At 35.9% G+C, this 20,240-nt stretch carries 19 protein-coding genes; 14 read left to right on the forward strand and 5 right to left on the reverse strand.

All coding sequences use genetic code 11. The annotated features are described in order from the left end of the window. Positions 1–82 precede the first annotated feature (82 nt). From DWX23_RS21645 to DWX23_RS21665, 5 genes are read left to right on the forward strand one after another with little or no spacing between them, the layout of a single operon-like run. Positions 83–1,036: a GNAT family N-acetyltransferase gene (locus DWX23_RS21645; protein WP_122376012.1), complete on the forward strand. Its 954-nt coding sequence runs from the start codon at positions 83–85 to the stop codon at positions 1,034–1,036. Beyond that, entirely contained in the window at positions 1,033–2,334 is a 1,302-nt protein-coding gene (locus tag DWX23_RS21650; protein WP_122376013.1) for a polysaccharide deacetylase family protein, read from the forward strand. The genes DWX23_RS21645 and DWX23_RS21650 overlap by 4 nt, the downstream gene beginning before the upstream one ends. Beyond that, complete coding sequence (wecB, locus tag DWX23_RS21655) at positions 2,331–3,416, forward strand: non-hydrolyzing UDP-N-acetylglucosamine 2-epimerase (RefSeq protein ID WP_122376014.1); 1,086 nt, start codon at positions 2,331–2,333, stop codon at positions 3,414–3,416. Before DWX23_RS21650 ends, wecB begins: the two co-directional genes overlap by 4 nt. Beyond that, a complete protein-coding gene (locus DWX23_RS21660) occupies positions 3,413–4,657 on the forward strand; it encodes a glycosyltransferase (protein ID WP_122376015.1) in 1,245 nt (414 codons plus the stop codon). The genes wecB and DWX23_RS21660 overlap by 4 nt, the downstream gene beginning before the upstream one ends. A 1-nt stretch (position 4,658) precedes the next feature. Then, the gene (locus tag DWX23_RS21665) at positions 4,659–5,546 is read left to right on the forward strand and encodes a glycosyltransferase family 2 protein (protein ID WP_122376016.1); all 888 of its coding nucleotides are present in this window, start codon (positions 4,659–4,661) and stop codon (positions 5,544–5,546) included. A 36-nt stretch (positions 5,547–5,582) separates the two neighbouring features. Here DWX23_RS21665 and DWX23_RS21670 read toward each other — a convergent pair whose 3' ends face one another. Beyond that, positions 5,583–6,968, reverse strand: a complete 1,386-nt coding sequence (locus tag DWX23_RS21670) for a glycosyltransferase family 39 protein (protein WP_122376017.1) — start codon at positions 6,966–6,968, stop codon at positions 5,583–5,585. 13 nt (positions 6,969–6,981) lie between these two features. Further along, positions 6,982–7,386, reverse strand: coding sequence for a 2-amino-4-hydroxy-6-hydroxymethyldihydropteridine diphosphokinase (locus DWX23_RS21675; RefSeq protein WP_122356635.1), 405 nt, complete (start codon positions 7,384–7,386; stop codon positions 6,982–6,984). Between the two features lie 105 nt (positions 7,387–7,491). On the opposite strand from DWX23_RS21675, the gene feoB reads away from it, so the two are divergent. From feoB to DWX23_RS21720, 9 genes are all read left to right on the forward strand, one after another. Then, entirely contained in the window at positions 7,492–9,975 is a 2,484-nt protein-coding gene (feoB, locus tag DWX23_RS21680) for a ferrous iron transport protein B (protein WP_122376018.1), read from the forward strand. A 13-nt stretch (positions 9,976–9,988) separates the two neighbouring features. Further along, complete coding sequence (locus tag DWX23_RS21685) at positions 9,989–10,174, forward strand: FeoB-associated Cys-rich membrane protein (protein ID WP_122376019.1); 186 nt, start codon at positions 9,989–9,991, stop codon at positions 10,172–10,174. A gap of 179 nt (positions 10,175–10,353) precedes the next feature. Then, complete coding sequence (locus DWX23_RS21690; protein WP_122376020.1) at positions 10,354–11,499, forward strand: glycosyltransferase family 4 protein; 1,146 nt, start codon at positions 10,354–10,356, stop codon at positions 11,497–11,499. Between the two features lie 68 nt (positions 11,500–11,567). Beyond that, a complete protein-coding gene (locus DWX23_RS21695; RefSeq protein WP_122376021.1) occupies positions 11,568–12,311 on the forward strand; it encodes a cytidylyltransferase domain-containing protein in 744 nt (247 codons plus the stop codon). After that, on the forward strand, positions 12,311–13,363 hold the full coding sequence (locus DWX23_RS21700) for an N-acetylneuraminate synthase family protein (RefSeq protein ID WP_122376022.1): 1,053 nt from the start codon (positions 12,311–12,313) through the stop codon (positions 13,361–13,363). The genes DWX23_RS21695 and DWX23_RS21700 overlap by 1 nt, the downstream gene beginning before the upstream one ends. Further along, positions 13,360–13,860 (forward strand): HAD family hydrolase, encoded by a 501-nt coding sequence (locus DWX23_RS21705; RefSeq protein WP_122376023.1) that lies wholly within the window; start codon positions 13,360–13,362, stop codon positions 13,858–13,860. Before DWX23_RS21700 ends, DWX23_RS21705 begins: the two co-directional genes overlap by 4 nt. Positions 13,861–13,873: 13 nt before the next feature. Beyond that, positions 13,874–14,938: a sialidase family protein gene (locus tag DWX23_RS21710; RefSeq protein WP_122376024.1), complete on the forward strand. Its 1,065-nt coding sequence runs from the start codon at positions 13,874–13,876 to the stop codon at positions 14,936–14,938. 21 nt (positions 14,939–14,959) lie between these two features. Beyond that, complete coding sequence (locus DWX23_RS25335; RefSeq protein ID WP_122376025.1) at positions 14,960–16,228, forward strand: lipopolysaccharide biosynthesis protein; 1,269 nt, start codon at positions 14,960–14,962, stop codon at positions 16,226–16,228. A 1-nt stretch (position 16,229) separates the two neighbouring features. Further along, positions 16,230–17,357 (forward strand): hypothetical protein, encoded by a 1,128-nt coding sequence (locus DWX23_RS21720; protein ID WP_122376026.1) that lies wholly within the window; start codon positions 16,230–16,232, stop codon positions 17,355–17,357. On the opposite strand, the gene DWX23_RS21725 is transcribed toward DWX23_RS21720, so the two are convergent. From DWX23_RS21725 to DWX23_RS21735, 3 genes are read right to left on the reverse strand one after another with little or no spacing between them, the layout of a single operon-like run. Beyond that, a complete protein-coding gene (locus DWX23_RS21725; protein WP_122376027.1) occupies positions 17,354–18,466 on the reverse strand; it encodes a DUF1972 domain-containing protein in 1,113 nt (370 codons plus the stop codon). The genes DWX23_RS21720 and DWX23_RS21725 overlap by 4 nt on opposite strands. A 1-nt stretch (position 18,467) precedes the next feature. Beyond that, positions 18,468–19,535, reverse strand: coding sequence for a glycosyltransferase family 4 protein (locus DWX23_RS21730; RefSeq protein WP_122376028.1), 1,068 nt, complete (start codon positions 19,533–19,535; stop codon positions 18,468–18,470). A gap of 8 nt (positions 19,536–19,543) precedes the next feature. Then, positions 19,544–20,239: an acyltransferase gene (locus tag DWX23_RS21735; RefSeq protein WP_122376029.1), complete on the reverse strand. Its 696-nt coding sequence runs from the start codon at positions 20,237–20,239 to the stop codon at positions 19,544–19,546. Between the last annotated feature and the right edge of the window lies 1 nt (position 20,240).

The following is a 20,240-nucleotide window of genomic DNA, read 5'->3' on the forward strand; positions in this document are numbered from 1 at the left end:
TCAATCAGTGTTATCTGTGTGCCATATTGTGACTTTTGATACAGTCTCTTCCTAATTAAGTAAAAATATTTTTCTTCCTGCCATGACAAACAAAGACAAATATCGCCTCCTGTGCAGTAATGAAAGCAGCCTGCCGCTTTTTTCACGGGACTGGTGGTTGGATGCAGCTTGTGGCGAAACAAAATGGGATGTCTTGCTGGCAGAAGAGAAAGGGAAGATACGTGCCGCCATGCCTCTTTACATTCCCCATGAGGGAGTCGTATCGATGCCTGTTTATACGCAAACAATGGGTCCCTGGTTTACTCCGGAACCCAAAGATGCCAAATATACCCGGACATTGGGACAACGCCAGGCGATATGCAAAGAATTTATCGACATCCTAAAGGCGTATCCCCATTTCCTGCAAAACTTCAATTACAGAATAACAGATTGGTTGCCTTTTTACTGGGAAGGATATAAACAAACGACACGGTATACTTACCTGTTGAATAATATACAGGATGAAAACCTTCTTTGGGAAAATATGAGTCCCAATATCCGGCGGAACATAACGAAAGCAAAAGAGAAGTTCTTCATCACAACCCGGAAAGGAATATCCGTAGATGATTTTCTAAAGATACAATCATTGACTTTCGAACGCCAGCACCTCTCTCCTCCTAAAAAAAAGGATACCCTGATACGACTCATCTCAGCCTGCCGCCAACGGAACCAGGGTGATTTATGGGGAGCGTATGACGATAAAGGGAATTTGCATGCAGTAGCTTTCATTGCCTGGCAGGAAAGTTCCGCTTATTACCTGGCAGGAGGTGGCGATCCGGCCTTAAGAGCTTCCGGAGCACATAGCCTGCTTCTTTGGGATTGTATCCGTTATACTTCTCGTCACACGGTATTGTTCGACTTCGAAGGTTCGATGATCCCCGGAGTAGAACGCTTCTTTCGTGAATTCGGAGCAATTCAAACCCCTTTCTTTACAATAACCAAAGGAAATCTCAGTTTATTATATAGAGTTTGGCTAAAGATAAAAGAACGGATATGAACAATCATGCTATACATTACATAATACGTTTCCTTCTCGGAGAAGATATTTCCGAAGAAATTGTAGCTGCTATCGGATATACGAATAACAGCAAACATTTTGAACGTTACAGTATCGTAATCATACCGTCCGGCTTTTTCACCAACCATACATACGGGACGACTTCTTCTCTTCCGGAATTGCCGTTACAGGAGATCGAAGGTACTCCTCTCCTATTCGGTTCTCCCCTTGTCGAACAAGTAGGCGGCACACTGGTCATTCATGCAGACATTATTGCCAGCACCTACTTTCTTATAACCCGTTATGAGGAAATTATACAACGCAATATAAGAGATGAACACGGACGTTTTCCAGGAAAGATGTCTCTACCCTACCGGGCAGGATTTCTACACCGCCCGATCGTGGATGAATATCGTCTGCTCTTACGCAAATGGTTGCAGCAATACGGGCTCTGCCTACCGGAAGTAAAGAAAGAGATACAACATATCTGGTTGACACACGACCTGGACGCTCCCACTCTTTACCGCACATGGAAAGGGCTTATCCGTTCGATACGGGATAAAAGAGGGCTTATTTCATCCATACAAGGGAAGTTGGGTCCCGTGGAAAATGATCCGTATTACACATTCCCGTGGATATTCGAGCAAAATAATTTATTACGGGAACAAACAGGCAAAGAGATCTGCCAAGCGATTCTTTTCATCCGCAGCGGGGGCAAATGCAAACAAGATAAACCCCATTATAGCCTGCACAGTAAAGATATATCTCAACTGATAGAGTCCGTCTTGTCCAATGATATGAAAATCGGCCTTCACAGTAGTTATCAAGCCGGTAAATCTCCTTCTCTGATAAAAAAAGAAAAGACAATACTTGAAGAGAATACGGGCAAAAGTATCCGTCTGAACCGCCACCATTTTCTTTCCAGCCGTGAACCGGAAGACATGACACATTTGGAAGCTGCCGGTATAACGGATGATTTTACAATGGGGTATGCAGATGTGGCCGGATTCAGGTTAGGTACCAGTTATCCGGTACGCTGGATAAATCCGGTTACCCGGCGTCTCTCTTCCATTTTACAGCATCCGCTCACTATCATGGATTGTTCTTTAGAAGAAAAAAAATATATGGGATTAAGTTATGAAGAGGCACAGGCATATAGCCTGAATCTTATCGAACAAGTAAAAAACGTAGGCGGAGAACTGACTCTTCTATGGCATAACACCAGTGCCATGGAAAACTCCGGTAGTTATTTACGTAAACTTTATAGCCATTTATTAAACGAACTCGCAAAAAAATGAAAATTGTTACTATTGTCGGAGCTAGGCCTCAGTTTGTCAAAGCAGCCATGGTGAGCCGGGCAATCCTTGAATACAACAATAATAATGATACACGGTATGAAGAACTGCTTCTCCATACGGGGCAGCATTACGATACAAATATGAGCGACATCTTTTTCAAAAGCATGGGAATCCCTCAACCTGTCTGGCAATTGCAATGCGGAAACGGGACACACGGAGAGATGACCGGTCGTATGCTCATTGAAATAGAAAAAATATTACAGGACACGCTACCCGATTATGTATTGGTCTACGGCGATACAAACTCAACACTGGCTGGTGCATTAGCGGCATCCAAACTGCATATACCGGTAGTTCATGTGGAAGCCGGCCTCCGTAGTTTCAATAAACAGATGCCGGAAGAGATCAACCGTATACTGACCGACCATATGGCAACGTTATTGTGCTGTCCGACTTTTGCTGCCGTCGGGCATTTGGCCAACGAAGGAATACAGCAGGGAGTCCACCATGTCGGGGATGTGATGTACGATGCGGCATTAACCTTCGGCAAATTGGCAGACAGTACATCAGACATACTCGACCGCCTGGACCTGACCAGCAAACAGTTCAGGCTTTGTACGGTACACAGGGCTGAAAACACAGACATCCCGGAACGGATATCCGGAATTGTCAATGCGATAAAGGAGATATCTTCTCATTCCTGCCCGACTGTTCTACCTCTCCATCCCCGTACACGAAACTGCCTGGAAAAACTCGAACTGTTCGAATCACTCGAAAGTCAGGAAGGAATACTGATCATTCCTCCGATAAGTTTTCTCGATATGGTCATGCTGGAAAAACATGCTGCCACAATCCTGACAGATTCGGGAGGCGTACAGAAAGAAGCCTACTTCCATCATACCCCTTGCATAACACTACGGGATGAGACAGAATGGGTAGAGACTGTCGAAGCTGGCTGGAATCAGATTGCCGGATATAAAAAAGAGAATATCCTGTATTGCCTCGGCAATCAACCGGAAAGAAAAGAAATTCAGGAATACGGAACCGGAAATGCTTCTAAAAATATCATTGATTTGTTATGAAGAAAATACTGATTATTTGCGACCTTTTCCCACCTGCTTTTGGTCCGCGTATGGGATATTTATGCAAATACCTACGGAATTACGGGTGGGAACCTGTTGTTCTGGCTGAACACGTTGAACAAAACACATTTACATTCCTGGCTAATAAATGCGAGGTCACCCATATCAATTTCTATACGGCCAAAAACAAAATCATCAGAAAACTACAATGGGCCTGTATACTTCTTTTCGATCTTCTTTGGGGATATAAAGATGTACGGATGTACCGGGAAGCTCAAAAATTAATTCGGAAGAATAAATTCGAACTGGTATTATGCAGTAGTTTCAGAAGTTTTCCTTTACCAGCAGCACAACGCATCGCCCATACATATAAATTACCTCTAGTCGTCGATTTAAGGGATATCATCGAACAATTTACCGGAGATGAATTTATGTCACATCGTTTACCGGATATCTTCGGATTAAATAAATTGTACATTTCGATCTTCAAAAAGAAAAGTCTTCACGAACGAAACCGGGCCTTGAAAATGGCTGATTTTGTCACGACAGTCTCGCCCTGGCATGTGGAAACGCTAAAGCAATATAATCCGAATGTCGGACTCATTTATAATGGATTCGATCCTGAATTATTTTATCCGGAACAAAAAAAGACAGACAAATTCATCATTACATATACCGGCAGGTTGATGAGTACAGCCATGCGCGATCCGGGATTATTATTGGAGGCATTAAAAATACTATCGGATAAAAATATCATCAACGACCAGATATGCCGTGTTTACTGGTATGTCGATCCGGCTTCGCAAAAACTAATTACTGCTGAAGCTGATAAAGCCGGTGTATCGTCTTTCATGGATTTTAAGGGATATGTACAAGCTACGGAAATACCATCTGTACTCAATAACAGTTCTGTCTTGCTTTTGCTTGCCAACCGTTCGAAAGAGAAAGGCCCGAAAGGAATTATGACAACAAAATTCTTTGAGTCGCTTGCAGTTGAAAAACCGATTCTTTGTGTCCGCAGTGACGAAAGTTATCTGGAATCAGCTCTCGAAGAGTCAAAAGCCGGTATAGCAGCACGTCATGTAGAAGAAGCCTGTCGCTTTCTGGAAGATTGCTTTACGGAGTGGAAAGAAAAAGGATATACGACTTCGCAGACCGATAAAAAAGTATTGAGAAATTATTCCCGTAAAGAACAGGCTGGACAGTTTTCTGAAATTTTTGAAACCGTAATCATCCGATAAAATGTTATCTATATTAATTCCAACATATAATGCAATATGCACAGAATTGGTCGCTCGAATACATGCGGAAGCAACCAGGTTAGATATTCCTTTCGAAATTTTGGTAGCCGACGATGGTTCCCGATCTGAAATAGATGAAATAAACCGGCATATAGCAACACTGAGTAACTGTTGTTATTTTCCGGCAACAGAAAACATCGGACCGGCACGCCTTCGGAACAGGCTGGCAGACCAAGCTAAATATCAATATATTTTATTTTTAGATACGGATGTTTTGCCTGTTCACCCGACTTTTCTCGCAGATTATTTACAGGAGGCAATACAAGGAGGTGTCGTTTGCGGCGGCTTCTGCTACCAGCGTGGGAAACCGTCAGCACAACATGCCTTACGCTATTATTACGGTATTCATGTCGAAGAAAAAACAGCAGCAGAAAGAAACCGTCATCCTTATGCACAATTTATATCGATGAGTTTCCTGGCCGATCGTAGTGTATTCAAACAGGTCCGCTTTGATGAAGCCATGCATATCGGATATGAAGATACTTACTTCGGCATACTGCTGGAACAAAAACATATACCTCTTCACCACATCGATAATCCGGTATATCACCTCAGTAAAGAGCCTTCCAGGGAATACCTGAGAAAAATACGTAATGCAATCGACATCCTTTCCCGGAATATAGAGAAACAACGAACCCATGTACGCCTTCTTCAATGGTATACCAAACTAGAGCGATGCGGGCTAACCGGATTTGTGGCCCGGATTTTCCAGATCACCCAATCTGCTATCGAGAAAAATCTGACAGGGGAAAAGCCCTCGCTCAAACTGTTCGCCTTTTATAAACTGGGGTATTTATGCCGGATCAGAAGAAACAGCATATCCGAATAAGTCATTTCTAAACTTTCGTTCGGAGGTAATATCATATCATTTAGGGACATATAATTGAATGAAAATCAATCCCCGCTTAAACTCTTTCTGTAATTTCCAATCAGCATGAAGAGTCTTGATAGATTCGTCATTCCAATTATAAATATTTGTATATATTATGTACTGGCTCTTATCCAGGTTCAAAGATGAAAAAGAACGGTTATCCGTATTTGCTTCCGTATCTGAAAAGAAAGAAACCAGAGGGAACGAAGCGGAGACATCATTCACGTCTATCCCCTGTTCTTCTATATATGCAATCATTTCCTGCCGTAACGAATAGTACGGAAGATGACAAAGAACACTATCCCATGCTTTAGACATTCTTTCGGAATAAACCCAAAAGTTTCCACTGACCAGTACCAGTATCATACTGATAAAAATAACCCTAATTTTCTTTGTCTCATAAATTTTCGACAAAAGCTGGCCGGTAATCAACGCTAACAAAATATATAATACGATAAAGTAGCGGTCACCAAAAGGATTCGTCACGGGTATTGTCACCAGAGACATGGTGAACAGCACACTCAGGTAAATAATACTCAAGCGGGAATGAATGACAAATGAGATAAAATTCTTTATACCCATCTTGATTACAGCCACAAACAAAAGTATCCAGACAACGACCCTACCCGAATCGAGCATTCGTATTGCCAAACTCGCTATATTCTTAATTATATGATTCAGGCTTGCCAATTCACGATGCTCCTGATATTCAAAACCCGGCTGATACAGAAAATATCCGGTTTCCAGTTTTCTGTAAAGAAACCATGCACCCAAAGCCAGCAAAACCGGAATAAAAGAAGGGAAAACATAGAAAAACGCATCTTTGAAAGATTTTTTATCGATTACTTTCGAGATGACTAAATAACCCAGTCCTAACCCGGCACAAACAACAAGTCCCCGGATACTAACCATTCCCAGGCAAAAAGCAGACAACGCCAGCCAGCCTCTCTTATTCTCCAGAAGCAGATTGATGCTTAACAATGCAAAAAAACACATAATAACATCAGGCGAAATAAGTATCAGTTGGGTAGAAAGCGTAGGCTCCAATAATACCAGCAAGAAGATATAGGGAGTATATTTCGTATTCAATTTTTCACACAAACGATAAACCTGCCAGATGACACCCAATGAAAATAAGGTTACAGACAAATGGGCAATCAACAGATTTTTGCCAAACAGGGACCATAATGCGGCCAAATACATATGAGCCAAAGGAGGTTCCGATACATAGTCGGGCGGATAAACAAAAGAAAGAAAGCCATATTCCAACAAGTAACTGGCCGGCTTGGAATAACCGGCTATATTATCCCAGAAAAAACAATTATCCAATGTAAAGAACTTCAGTACCAGAAAAACGACAAGTACAATGTATTTAACCATACGATTTATTTATTCAGTTTATCTTTTGATGACCACCGGATTCTATCTCTTGCAGGAAACGAATCCCGGCTTTTACATAATCTCTTTGCAGATCCTCCGGCTTCAGAATAAGATCGTTCCATTGAAGCAAGTCGATATCGATAGGGATAACTCCGGTTGCATTCCCCTCAGGCGTACGTCGTAACTGCCGCTCTATTTGTTTCAAACGATAATTAACCTCATCCGGTCCTTCTTCCGTAAATGCAATTGCAACCTGATTCAGAAAATGACCGGAACAGGATATGTTTATAGGAACTGTGTAAACCGGAACAGAAAAACTGATGGAAACAAAACTACTATCCAGCAGATGGCCCGCATCTGCAATATTCCTTTCCTGGTCCGTATTTGACCCCAAACTTAATATAATTCTATTTGCCATACTAATTTTCATTCCTTACTGAATACAAAACTAAAAAAAATACCAATTAATAGGTATTGGTCATCTAAGTATTTCACTATAACTTTGCACAAGAATTTAAGAAAAATGAGATTATCGGAGCTTCACACTGGCGAGAAGGGTGTTATTGTAAAAGTAATGGGGCGCGGAGCTTTCCGTAAGCGCATTATTGAAATGGGATTCATAAGAGGGAAAGAAGTGGATGTTATACAAAATGCTCCGCTCAAAGACCCTATTCATTATCGTGTAATGGGATATGACGTCTCTTTACGGCGGAACGATGCTGCAATGATCGAAGTGGTCAGTTCTGCAGAGTTTGCCAAGGCTCAGATATCCCAGCAAAATGAAACCCGTTCCGCAGACTCTTATACATTACCCTCTACTGAAGATTTACAGGCAATCGCCATACATCAGGGTAAAACGATCAACGTCGCTTTGGTAGGAAATCCTAATTGTGGCAAAACATCCCTCTTTAACTTCGCTTCCGGAGCACATGAACATGTGGGCAACTACAGCGGAGTAACCGTCGATGCCAAAGAGGGTACTTTTCAGCAAGACGGTTATACATTCCGTATTGTAGATTTACCCGGAACTTATTCTTTATCCGCTTATACGCCGGAAGAGTTGTATGTCCGCAAACATCTCAGTGAAGAGCAACCGGATGTGGTGATCAATGTTATCGACGCATCCAACCTGGAAAGAAATCTGTATCTGACTTGCCAACTCATCGACATGGATATCCGGTCTGTCATCGCATTGAATATGTACGACGAATTGGAGCGATCAGGTAATAAATTCGACCATAACTCTCTGTCCCAGATGATCGGAACTCCTATTGTTCCGACTATCAGTAGAACCGGTTTCGGTATTGAACAACTGTTCAAACGGGTCATAAAAGTATACGAGGAAGAAGATCCTGTAATCCGTCATATCCATATAAATTATGGAGAAGTTCTGGAAAAAGGAATTAAAAATGTCAGAAATGCGATAAAACAAAATGGGAATGTAGCTAAAAGCCTTTCCAAACGTTATTTGTCCATCAAGTTACTGGAGGGAGACCCGGAAATAGAAAAATTCATCCAAACATTACCCGGTTCCGATACAATCCTGGAAGAACGGGACAGGAATGTTGTCCAAATAGAAGAATTATTACTGGAGGATTCCGAAACTGCATTCACAAATGCCCGTTATGGGTTTATCTCCGGTGCATTGAGGGAGACCTACGAACAAAATAAAATAAAAGAAGCGACCAGTACGCAGATCATCGATTTATTCGTCACCCATAAAGTGTTGGGATTTCCAATATTCATCCTTTTTATGTGGATCATGTTCGAAGCGACATTCCGTTTGGGTGCATACCCTATGGAATGGATTGAAGACCTGGTTGGCTGGATCGGAAATTTTGTACGGGGTACTATGAGCGAAGGCCCGCTAAAGGATTTGCTTGTCGATGGTATTATAGGTGGAGTCGGCGGTGTTATTGTCTTCCTTCCTAACATCTTGATATTGTATTTGTTCATTTCATTCATGGAAGACTCCGGATATATGGCACGTGCCGCTTTTATCATGGATAAGATCATGCATAAAATGGGGCTTCATGGTAAATCTTTCATACCTCTGGTTATGGGATTCGGTTGTAATGTTCCAGCTATTATGGCATCCCGTACAATCGAAAGCCGCAATAGCCGGATGATCACTATGCTGATCAATCCGTTAATGAGTTGCAGTGCACGTTTACCGGTTTATGTCCTGCTTGCCGGGGCATTCTTCCCGAATAATGCAAGTTTTATACTCTTGTCATTATATGTTTGCGGAATTTTACTGGCTGTTATTATGGCACGGCTATTCAAGCGTTTTCTATTTAATGAAGAAGATGTTCCTTTTGTAATGGAACTCCCTCCCTACCGTATGCCGACAGGAAAGTCGATCATGATCCATATGTGGGAGAAAGCCAAGCAGTATTTGCACAAAATGGGGGGCGTCATTTTAGTGGCTTCCATCATTATCTGGTTCTTAGGATATTTCCCCCGTCACAGCGAGATGGGAGACGCATTTGACCAGCAAATCGCAGAAGTAGAAAATGCAGAACTGGATTCCAAAGAAAAAACGGAAACAATTGCAGAGTTAGAACGGTTAAAGAATATGGAGCATCAAAGAAACTCATATATCGGTACAATAGGACAGACCATTCAGCCGGTTCTTAGTCCGTTAGGATTCGACTGGAAAATGAGCGTCAGCCTGTTAACTGGCATGGCAGCCAAAGAGGTTGTTGTCAGTACTTTGAGTGTGCTATACACTGGTGAAGAAGAAGACGCCCAAGCCTTATCCGAGCGCATAAAACAGGATCTGGATGAAGAAGGAAATCCGGTCTTTACGCCTCTTATCGCTTTGAGTCTGATGTTATTTGTCCTTATCTATTTCCCATGTATCGCAACGATCTCAGCCATCGTCAATGAGTCAGGATCGTGGAAATGGGGAATATTTGTGATTGTATATACATGTGTTTTAGCATGGATCGTCTCGTTCGTGGTTTATCAGACAGGGAGTTTGTTTATTAATTTATTGAATTAAAAAATCTTTGATTATGTGGCAGGAAATAACAATATGGCTAATTGGCATAGTAGTCCTTTTTTATATTGGAAAAAAATATTATAATATTTTTTTCCAATATAAAAAAGGAAAGGATTGCGGTTGTTCCTGTAAAGGATGTAGTTTAAAAAGCAAAAAAACACATCAAGCCAAATACAACAAATCATCCTTATATCACTAAAAACAATAACTTAATCTACTGTTAACCAACACTATACAACAAAGAAAAACAAAACTATATGTACTCCTGTTGTTAAAATAACATACAATTAAAACTTAATTTTTCTATGAACACTAATGAACAAATTTATTATTACCTTTGTACTATAAGTTTATCACAAAGAGTTATAGGAATTATTTATGAAAAAAAAGAAGATAGGTTTCATATCAGACAATATGCCATGGGATAAAAGAACATGGTCTGGTACAAAATCTAAAATCTATGAACAAATTAGTAAATGTAATGTTGAAGTTATCTGGATTCCAGTTAAATTCAATTTTCACACACATATATATAAAATATGTTTATTTCTAATTACCAGACTTTTAAAAAAAAGATATTCGATAATACACACTACTTTCGTTGCCAAACAACTATCCAGATCCATTGATAAGTCACTTTTGGAATCTGTCGATTTGATATTTGCCGTATCCGGATCTCAATACTTATATAAACTAGAAACAACAAAACCTATTATTTATTTAGCTGATGCGACATTTACATTATTATATAATTACTATGATAGAGTAAGTAATTTTCTTCCATTCAATGTCAAACAGGGAAACCTGATAGAACTAACAGCCTTGAACAAAGCATCAAAAATCATAGCTAGTTCCGATTGGTGTAAGGCTTCTATTGAAAATGATTATGGGATCAATCCAAATAAAGTTTATGTAATTGAATTTGGAGCGAATGTCGATGAAAAAGATATTAAAAACAATATTGTTACCCCTAAAAAAGAATCAAACAGCATGTTAAATATCCTTTTTTTAGCTGTCGAATGGAAACGTAAAGGAGGGGAAATTGCCATAGACTGTGTGAAACGCCTGAATGAGATGAGAATACCCACAAAATTATATATAGTCGGTACAGATGTTCCTATTCACCACAAAAATGAATCATTTATAGAATCAATCGGATTTCTAAATAAAAACAAGGAAAATGAATATTGTCAATTTATTAAAATAATAAAACAATGCGACATATTATTACTTCCCACTAAAGCAGAATGTGCAGGTATTGCTTTTTGCGAAGCATCCGCATACCAACTTCCCATATTCACTTATGATACTGGAGGAATACCCAATTACGTAGAAAACGGAATTAATGGATACAGATTACCTCTATCATGTACTGGTGAGGATTTTGCGCAAAAAATAAAAACGGTAGTAGAACAAAATAAACTCCCCTCACTGAAAGATGGATGTAATCACCTGTACAACAACAAATTAAACTGGGAACACTGGCGTTTAATTTTTGAGAAAACTTTTTTAAACAAAATATAAGTTTTTACTACAACAAAAACATATATATTTCGTTTTATCACTGATAGAACAATAAAATACAGATTATTATGATTGCATTTATAATTCAAGCACGAGTTGGTTCTACTCGATTACCGAATAAAATATTGTTACCATTTTATAAAGAAAAATCTATCTTAGAATTACTGGTAGAGAAATTGTCTTCATTTTCTGGAATACCTATTATTATAGCAGCACCGGCTAATTCAGAAAACGATGTATTAGAAACAGTACTCAAAGATAAAAATACACATATTTTCAGAGGATGCGAAAATGATGTATTAGATAGGTTTGTTCAGGCTGCTCAATATTACGGTGTAGACAAAATTATCAGAATATGCTCTGATAATCCTTTTTTAGAAAAAAACTCCATCAATTTGTTAGTTCAAGAAGCCAAACGAACAAATGCCGATTATATAAGCTTTAATATCAACGGAAAACCTTCTATTAAAACACATTTTGGATTTTGGACAGAGTTTGTCACACTAAAAGCTTTATTACAAATACAAGCAATGACAAATGAGTCATTATATCACGAACATGTTACTAATTACATATATACTCATCCTGAAAATTTTAATATAAAATGGCTACAAGGACCTGATGAATTAAACGGAAGAACAGATATTAGATTGACCATAGATACTGAAAAAGATTTCAGAACTATACAAAAAATTTATACAAGTCTTACAGATCCTGCTAATATTACAATTTCGGAAATAGCATTTTTTTTAGAAAAACATCCGGACTGGCTTCTTTCCATGCAAAATGAAATCATAAAAAATGAAAAATAATGAATACAAAAGAGACATACATAATAGGAGAAATAGGACAGAATCATAATGGTTCTGTTGATATAGCAAAATTGATCATCGAACTAGTTTCCAGACCCGTACATGAAGATGTCTTCAATATTGACCTCAAAACAGTCAATGCCGTGAAACTTACAAAGAGAGATCTTAATGAAGAACTAACCCAATCCCAAATGAACAAGCCATATAATAATCCCAATTCTTTTGGGAAAACATATGGAGAGCATAGGGCATTTCTTGAACTAAGTGATGAAGATCATTTCGAAATCTATAAATATGCAAAAAGTCTTGGACTGGAATTTGTTGAAACATTATGTTCCATAGGATGTTTATCACTCTTAAAACTTTTTACACCAGACATACTTAAAGTTGCCAGTAGGGACTTAACTAATTTACCTTTATTGGAGGTCATGGCTGAAACAAAATTACCAATAATCTTATCTACCGGTATGGCAGGAAAAGAAGAACTAGATATTGCATTAAATGTGATTACAAAATATCATTCGAATATATCTATATTGCATTGCGTCTCACAATATCCAACCCATCCGGATAATCTAAATCTGCGAAGTATTACCTATCTGAAAAAACATTATGGGCAATATAAGATTGGGTTTTCAGATCATACAATTGGCATATCTGCACCTATTGTTGCAATCGGTATGGGAGCAGAAATTATAGAAAAACACATCACTATAGATCGACACATGAAAGGTACAGATCAAATAGGCTCTTTAGGTCCAGATGGCGTAAACCGAATGGTTAGAGACATCCGCATCGCTGAACGATGGTTAGGAACAGAAGACTTATATATTGAACCAAATGTACAAGCTGCAAAAATAAAACTTGAACGTTCCATTGCCACGAAAAAGACATTATACCCAGGAGATATTATAGAGGAAAGAGACATACACTTGCTTAGTCCCGGTGATGGATTCAAATGGTCACAAAAAAATGAAGTCGTAGGAAAAATGGTTCTAAAAGAAATATCAGCAAATGAAATTATTTATCCAAATTATATTAAAAAAATATGATTCTTCCCAAATTAATTTTAACGGATATTGATGGCGTATGGACGGATGGTGGAATGTACTACGATCAGACAGGAAATGAATGGAAAAAATTCCATACATACGATAGCGCAGGTGTTTTATTTTGTCACAAATTAAAAATTCCTGTTGGAATCATTACTGGCGAAAGCACTGAAATAGTTGCTCGAAGAGCTAAAAAACTTAAAATAGATTATCTTTATCAAGGAGTACAAAATAAATTACAGGTCATATCGGATCTATGTAAATCAATAAATATTGATTTAAAAGATATTGCTTATATTGGAGATGACATAAATGATATTCCGACATTAAATGCAGTAGGAATATCTGCAGCACCAGCCAGTGCACCAATTTATATTCAAGAACAGGCACAAATAGTTCTTTCTAAAAAGGGAGGTGAAGGAGTATTTCGTGAATTTGTAGAACACATAATATTAGAGGTTTATGGATTAGAAATATTAAGCAGTCTTCATCAATAAACTACAAAATATTATGAAAATGCATCCATTTATAATATTTCACAAAACATTAAGTCTTCTTTTTTTGCTATCAATACTGGTTGGCTGCCAAAAAGAAGAAGAGGATGAAATAAGCCCCAAAAGTATAATTTATAACGGATGGCATATTGCTTTTACTTCACTTACTACAACTAATAATTCTAAAAGAATACTATTGGCATTTAGACAAGGAACAGATCACGCAAGTTATGATGGAAAAATCATGCAAATGATAAGTGAAGATCGAGGGAAGACTTGGACGGCTCCCCAAACCATTTATCAACCTTCAGAAGGTAAAGATGCTCGTGATCCTCAATATCTTTATCTACCCAATGGAGATTTGATATGTCGTTTTTTTGAAAGAAGATTAGATAATACCAGTTCTGTTTATTTAATCAGATCCAACAATAACGGAGATTCTTATACCCAGATGATTCCAATGACCTATGCCGGAGATACAGAATCATATACAGCAACTCAAGGGAATATGGTCTTAATAAATAATACAATTTACTCTGTCTTATACAATATTAATAACGAGACTTGGTTAATAAAGTCCACAGATATGGGATATACCTGGGATTTCGTTTGCGCATTGAATGAACAAGTGGACAATGATAATATTAAAAACATCCAGATGAATGAAACATCTTTATGCTATCACAAAAATAAAATGTATTTAGTTTGCAGAAGAGATATATTTGAACCTCTTAACTTACTAATAGCAGAAAGTCATGATTTTGGTAAGACATGGAAAAACTGGCAAGAGTTACCTATAAAGGGCCACGCTCCTTCCCTTATAGCACATAATAATTATCTAGTTATGAGTTATCGGGATATTGAAATTAATAAAAATAACAACTATTATTCATTTCGAATAATCCTTTTAAAAGATGGAAAAATAGCAAGTGCTCCCATTATTATAGACAAAAGCGAATGTTTCGATATCGGTTATGGAGATATAGTAAATCTTGATGATCAAAACTTTATTGTTTCTTATTACAAGGAAGGAACCTCCATCAATCTTTACCGACTAAATTATTCTCTTTTCAAAAAATAATCTAAATATAAATCAGAAAGAATGAACATTCAATCATTATTACATAATTCGTCATTAAAAAGAGGAACTTTATTTACGATATTCTCTTTTGCCAATAATGGAATAAGTTTTTTATTACTAATCATCCTTGCAAACTATATCACTCCTAACGAATATGGCCAATTAAATTTATTTAACATATTAATATCATTACTGAGTATTTTTATTTCACTCAGTACAATAGGATATATCCCTGTCTCTTTTTTTAAAAAAACGCAAAAAGAATTTAGACAGGTTATTAATACTGTATTGTTTACCTCAACTTCCACATTAGTCCTTATCAGTTTCATATTACTCATATTTAATCAATCTGTAGAAAAATGGGTTGGAATATCTACCCAATATCAATTTATTGCACTACTTATATGCTATATGCAGTTATATACATCAATTAATCTGGAAATTTGGAGAATTGAAGAAAAAACAATAGCTTATGGTTTTTATAGTCTGTCATCTGTTATTTTAAACTTTGGATTATCTTTATTATTAATAATTATATTTCACCAGGGATGGTTAGGTAGAGTTTATGCACAAATGTTAGTAGTATCTATTTTTTTCATTCTAAGTATTATTATAATGATTAAAAGAGGATATTTGACTATCAAAATACCTGAAAAAAAGATCATTATTGACACTTTAAAATTCGGCATCCCACTCATTCCTCACAATATATCCTTTTGGTTTAGACAGGGATTAGACAGGAACATTATCAATTACTTTTTTACAGCCACAGAAGTTGGGATCTTTAGTTTCGCCATGAACTTTGCCAACATAATAAGTATTGTAGGAAATGCTTTCAATGCAACAAACTCTGTTTTTATATATAAGCAGCTATCAAACAATAATGAAAAAGTTCAAATAACGCTTCGTAAACAAGAACATCTTATGTTTTTATTCTTCCTGGGCCTATCCATTGTTACGTTCATTACTGTAAGCCTTTTCATCCCGATTTTTTTACCTAAATATAAAGATGCAATCTATTTATTACCTCCCCTATGCTTATCTGCTTTTTTTCAATGTATCTATTTATTGTACGTAAATTACTTATTCTTTTATAAGAAGACTCGTTTGTTGATGTACATCACATTTTCTCTGTCTTTTATACAGGGTATATTGTCTTTATGTTTAACAAGGTACGGTATGATATGGACTGCATATATATCTTTATTTATTTCTATTTGTACCACTTTTTTTGTATACATTTGTAGTCGCAAAATAATAAACAAATCTAACTCAGAAATAAAATTATAATATGAAGAATATTATTATTATTGGACATGAGCCTTTGACAAAAAAAAATAAATCTAATTTTTTTATAGACAAGTATCTTGAAAAAGGATTATCAACTTCATACTGGGATGCTTCACAAGTATTTTATCCAGGCATGCATTTAAATGATGAAATACAAGAGATTTATATTAAAAAATTTAACACATTGAAAATGATAGAGAATCAATTGAAAAGTATTGATGTCTCACAATATATATTTATTATTGAAGTCAACGAATATTGGAAAAATAGACAATTTTTCCGGTTATTAAACAGATATAACTGTTACACTATATGTATAGACATGTACGGTAATAGTGTTTTACCTATTCCTTTACAAGAAAAAATACGAAAACTATTCACTAAAAATTTCTTTACATCCATATCTAATTTTACTAACAGGATTCTTTATAGAATATATAAGAAGTATTACAATATACAATCTTTTCAGAGACTTTTCACATCTTCTGAAATCATTTCTCACACAGACAAAATAAATCATCCAGATTATGAAGATTTCAAGAATCTAGAAAAAAACAACACTAATGATATTCAAAAAAAACAATATATAGTATTCGTTGATACATATTTCCCTTATCATCCTGATCTAAAACATGTCTATAAAATAAAAGAAAACGATGGCAAGGAATATCATAAAAGCATAAATAAATTCTTCTCATTCTTGGAAGAAAAATATCAGATTCCTGTTGTAATAGCAGCCCATCCAAAATCCGAATATAAAGGAGATGAATTTAATGGAAGAACAATCATTAAATATAAGACAAATGAACTCATATACTTATCACAAATTGTAATTCTTCATGCCAGCAATGCAATTTCATATGTTGTCTTAGGGGACAAGTCGCCGGTATTTATCACTACTGACGACTATAATTCAGCCCCAATTTTAGCAAAACGGATAAAAGTATTAGCCAATATACTTGGCAAAAAAGTGTATAATATTGATTCCTGCAATTTTCAATCAATCGAAATATCAAAAATAGACAATAACTACAGGAATAAATATATATATAGTTACTTAACATCCAAGGAAACTGAAGAAAAAAGAAATATAGATATTCTATTATCTTTTTATCAATCAATCTCTTAGAATAAAGAATCTTTTAAAATGTTTTCAAATAATTTTTCATACTGATTTGTTATTACAGACCATGAATACTCCTTTATTATTAATTCGCAATTATTTTTTTTCTTCATAGCGATCTCATCATTCATCATATTATCTAAACTATTAATAACATGAGCCACATCACGATCTAAAGAAAAGAAAAAAGCATTATTTTTCAGTACAGCCCGGTTAAAATCATTCGAATGAGCAACAATCAATGCTTGGCTTGCCATAGCCTCTAACAAGGAAGGATTAGTCCCACCTACAGAATGCCCATGAAAATATGCTTTAGAATAATATCGTAAACTATCCAAAATATCTTTATTATAAATCCCCCCAATAAAATGAATATTAAATCCTTGATATTTCTTTTTAAGATAGACACCATATTTTGTTAAATGATTTCCTATGACGACAAAAGGTAAACTTGATTTTGACAATATAAAACCATCCAATATCATTTCAATATTATTTTCCGGTTCCAAACGGGCTATCAGTACATAATAATTCTCTTTTGATAGAGAATAAGACAATAAAATATTTTCGTTAAAAGCATAAACCGGATTCGCTCCATAAGCAATATAATAAGAATTAACACCAAATTCATTCAAATAGTACTGTTGAATACCAGTATTATCAGATATTAAATAATGTGATTTCTTGACCGCTAATTTTTCTAATTTTTTTATTAGCCATCGAGTGATAATATTCCATTTGCTCCTTTTCCATTCTAAACCATCCATATTAGTTATCAAAACAGGTCTTTTTCTTCCCCGCATTAAATAATAAGAAGGAGCATTACTATGATATCCACATTCCAGAATAATATCATAATCTTCTTTTAGAGCATCACGCAGACATAAGAAATCATACACAAAATTTGCAGATGCTCCTATATACTTTTCAGGACTATAGATATATTTAATATGCACACTCTTATATTCTTTTTTCTTATACGGATGAAAATGAGGACTATAGACTGTTACTTTATGATTCTTTTTTACTAATAAAACAGAAAGATATTCCGCGAATTGTTCAAACCCTCCATAATTATTAGGTATTCCTCTTGTCCCTAAAATAGCAATTTTCATGTTAGACTCTTTTAATTTGATTTTCTATTTCATCAATCATATTCCCATAATCAAATAATAAGGATTGGGCTTTTGCGTTTTTAGATAATCTTTCATAATTCCCTGATTCCAAAATATAAATAATTTTCTCTATCAATTCATCCATATTTCTAGAATCGATACAAAAACCATTTTCGTCATTCTTTACAAGTTCAATAGGTCCTCCAACAGGTGGACAAATAACCGGAAGTTGGTAAGCCATTGCTTCTAATAACGTTAAACCGAAAGTTTCAACCCATAATGAAGGATTGGATAAATTTAAAACCAAATCAGCTTCATGCAAAAATTTATATACAGTTGGTTGCGCTGGGTATATTTTCAAATTTGAGGAGATACCAGAAAAAAAAGATGTGATTTCGCTTTGTGAACTATTTAAAACTAAAGAAAAATTATATTGCGGTAACCGCTTGGCTAATTCCACTAAAACATCCACCCCTTTATATATTTTCAATGAAGAAATCATCAGAATATTATAGGGTCTGCTCCTTTTATTTTTTATTTCTATATGACTCAAAAATTCTTCTGACAAAGTGTTATACACAACCACAGACTCCATATTTTTTTTATCGTACTGTTTTTGAAGATATTTAGATACGAAAATTGTTCTCGTTGCACATATCTTCCAAGTCTTTTCATAAAAAAGATGTAAAGCGTTTGGATTAACATACTTTTCATGAACATGGTATAAGACCGGTATATGGTTTAATAGAGCAGAAAATGCCGCTCCTACAGGACATATTGTATTAATATAAAACAATGTATCTTTTTTCTGTTTATATTTCAGCGACGATATAAAAATATACAACTGAGCATAAAACATTCTAAAGAGAGTCATAACCTTACTTTTTGTCCATTTATAACTAAAAGTATGGTAAGTAACGCCGTCTATATCGGTAAGAAAGCCTTCTGTCCTAGAGGTATAAAGTTCTATCTGATATCCTTTCGAAAGTAGTCCACGAATGATCATAGAAAAAACTTTAGGACTACCACTATAGTCATTATATAAATGGAAACATACTATTTTTTTCATTTTCCAACTCAATATTTACGAATTACTCTAGCAGGAACCCCAGCAATGACACAATGATCCGGAAACTCACCTTTTACCACAGCACCAGCTGCTATTACACAAGAATTACCAATTCTAACACCATCCAGTATCGTTACTTTTGCACCTATCCAACAATTATCACCAATTACAATACCTTTACGCGAAACACCTTGATGTTTAATCAACTTATCATGATTTTCAAAGTTATGATTCTCTGGATGACAAGAGAAATAAGCTCCAATAATACAATTATGACCTATTTCCAAACCTCCTGCTCCACCTAAATTAGCAAATTCACCAATCCCCACTTCATTTCCAATTTTGATATGGCCTGTAATATCCTGCAAATTTTTAGACACATGAATGGTTGAATAAGCTGATATTTTAACACTGTCACCAATACAAAGAGAACCAGGATGCATTGCAGATATTATTGAACCTTTTTCTATTAATACCATTTTTCCGATTTTCATATTTCTCAAATAATATAAAGAAACATTTTTTTCCAAAAACAGACTCCATACTATCTTACCTCCTAATAATGAGATAATAGAACCTCTGACTTTGCAGAAAAATAAATGCAAGATAAACAGCATCAACGTATAGTTCGTTATGTTCTTAGATAACGAAAAATGAGGATTTCGTATTCTCATTAATTTCTCAAACCAACTAATAATCTGCATA

This window comes from Parabacteroides sp. AF18-52, from assembly GCF_003479145.1.
Classification (GTDB): Bacteria; Bacteroidota; Bacteroidia; order Bacteroidales; family Tannerellaceae; genus Parabacteroides; species Parabacteroides faecis.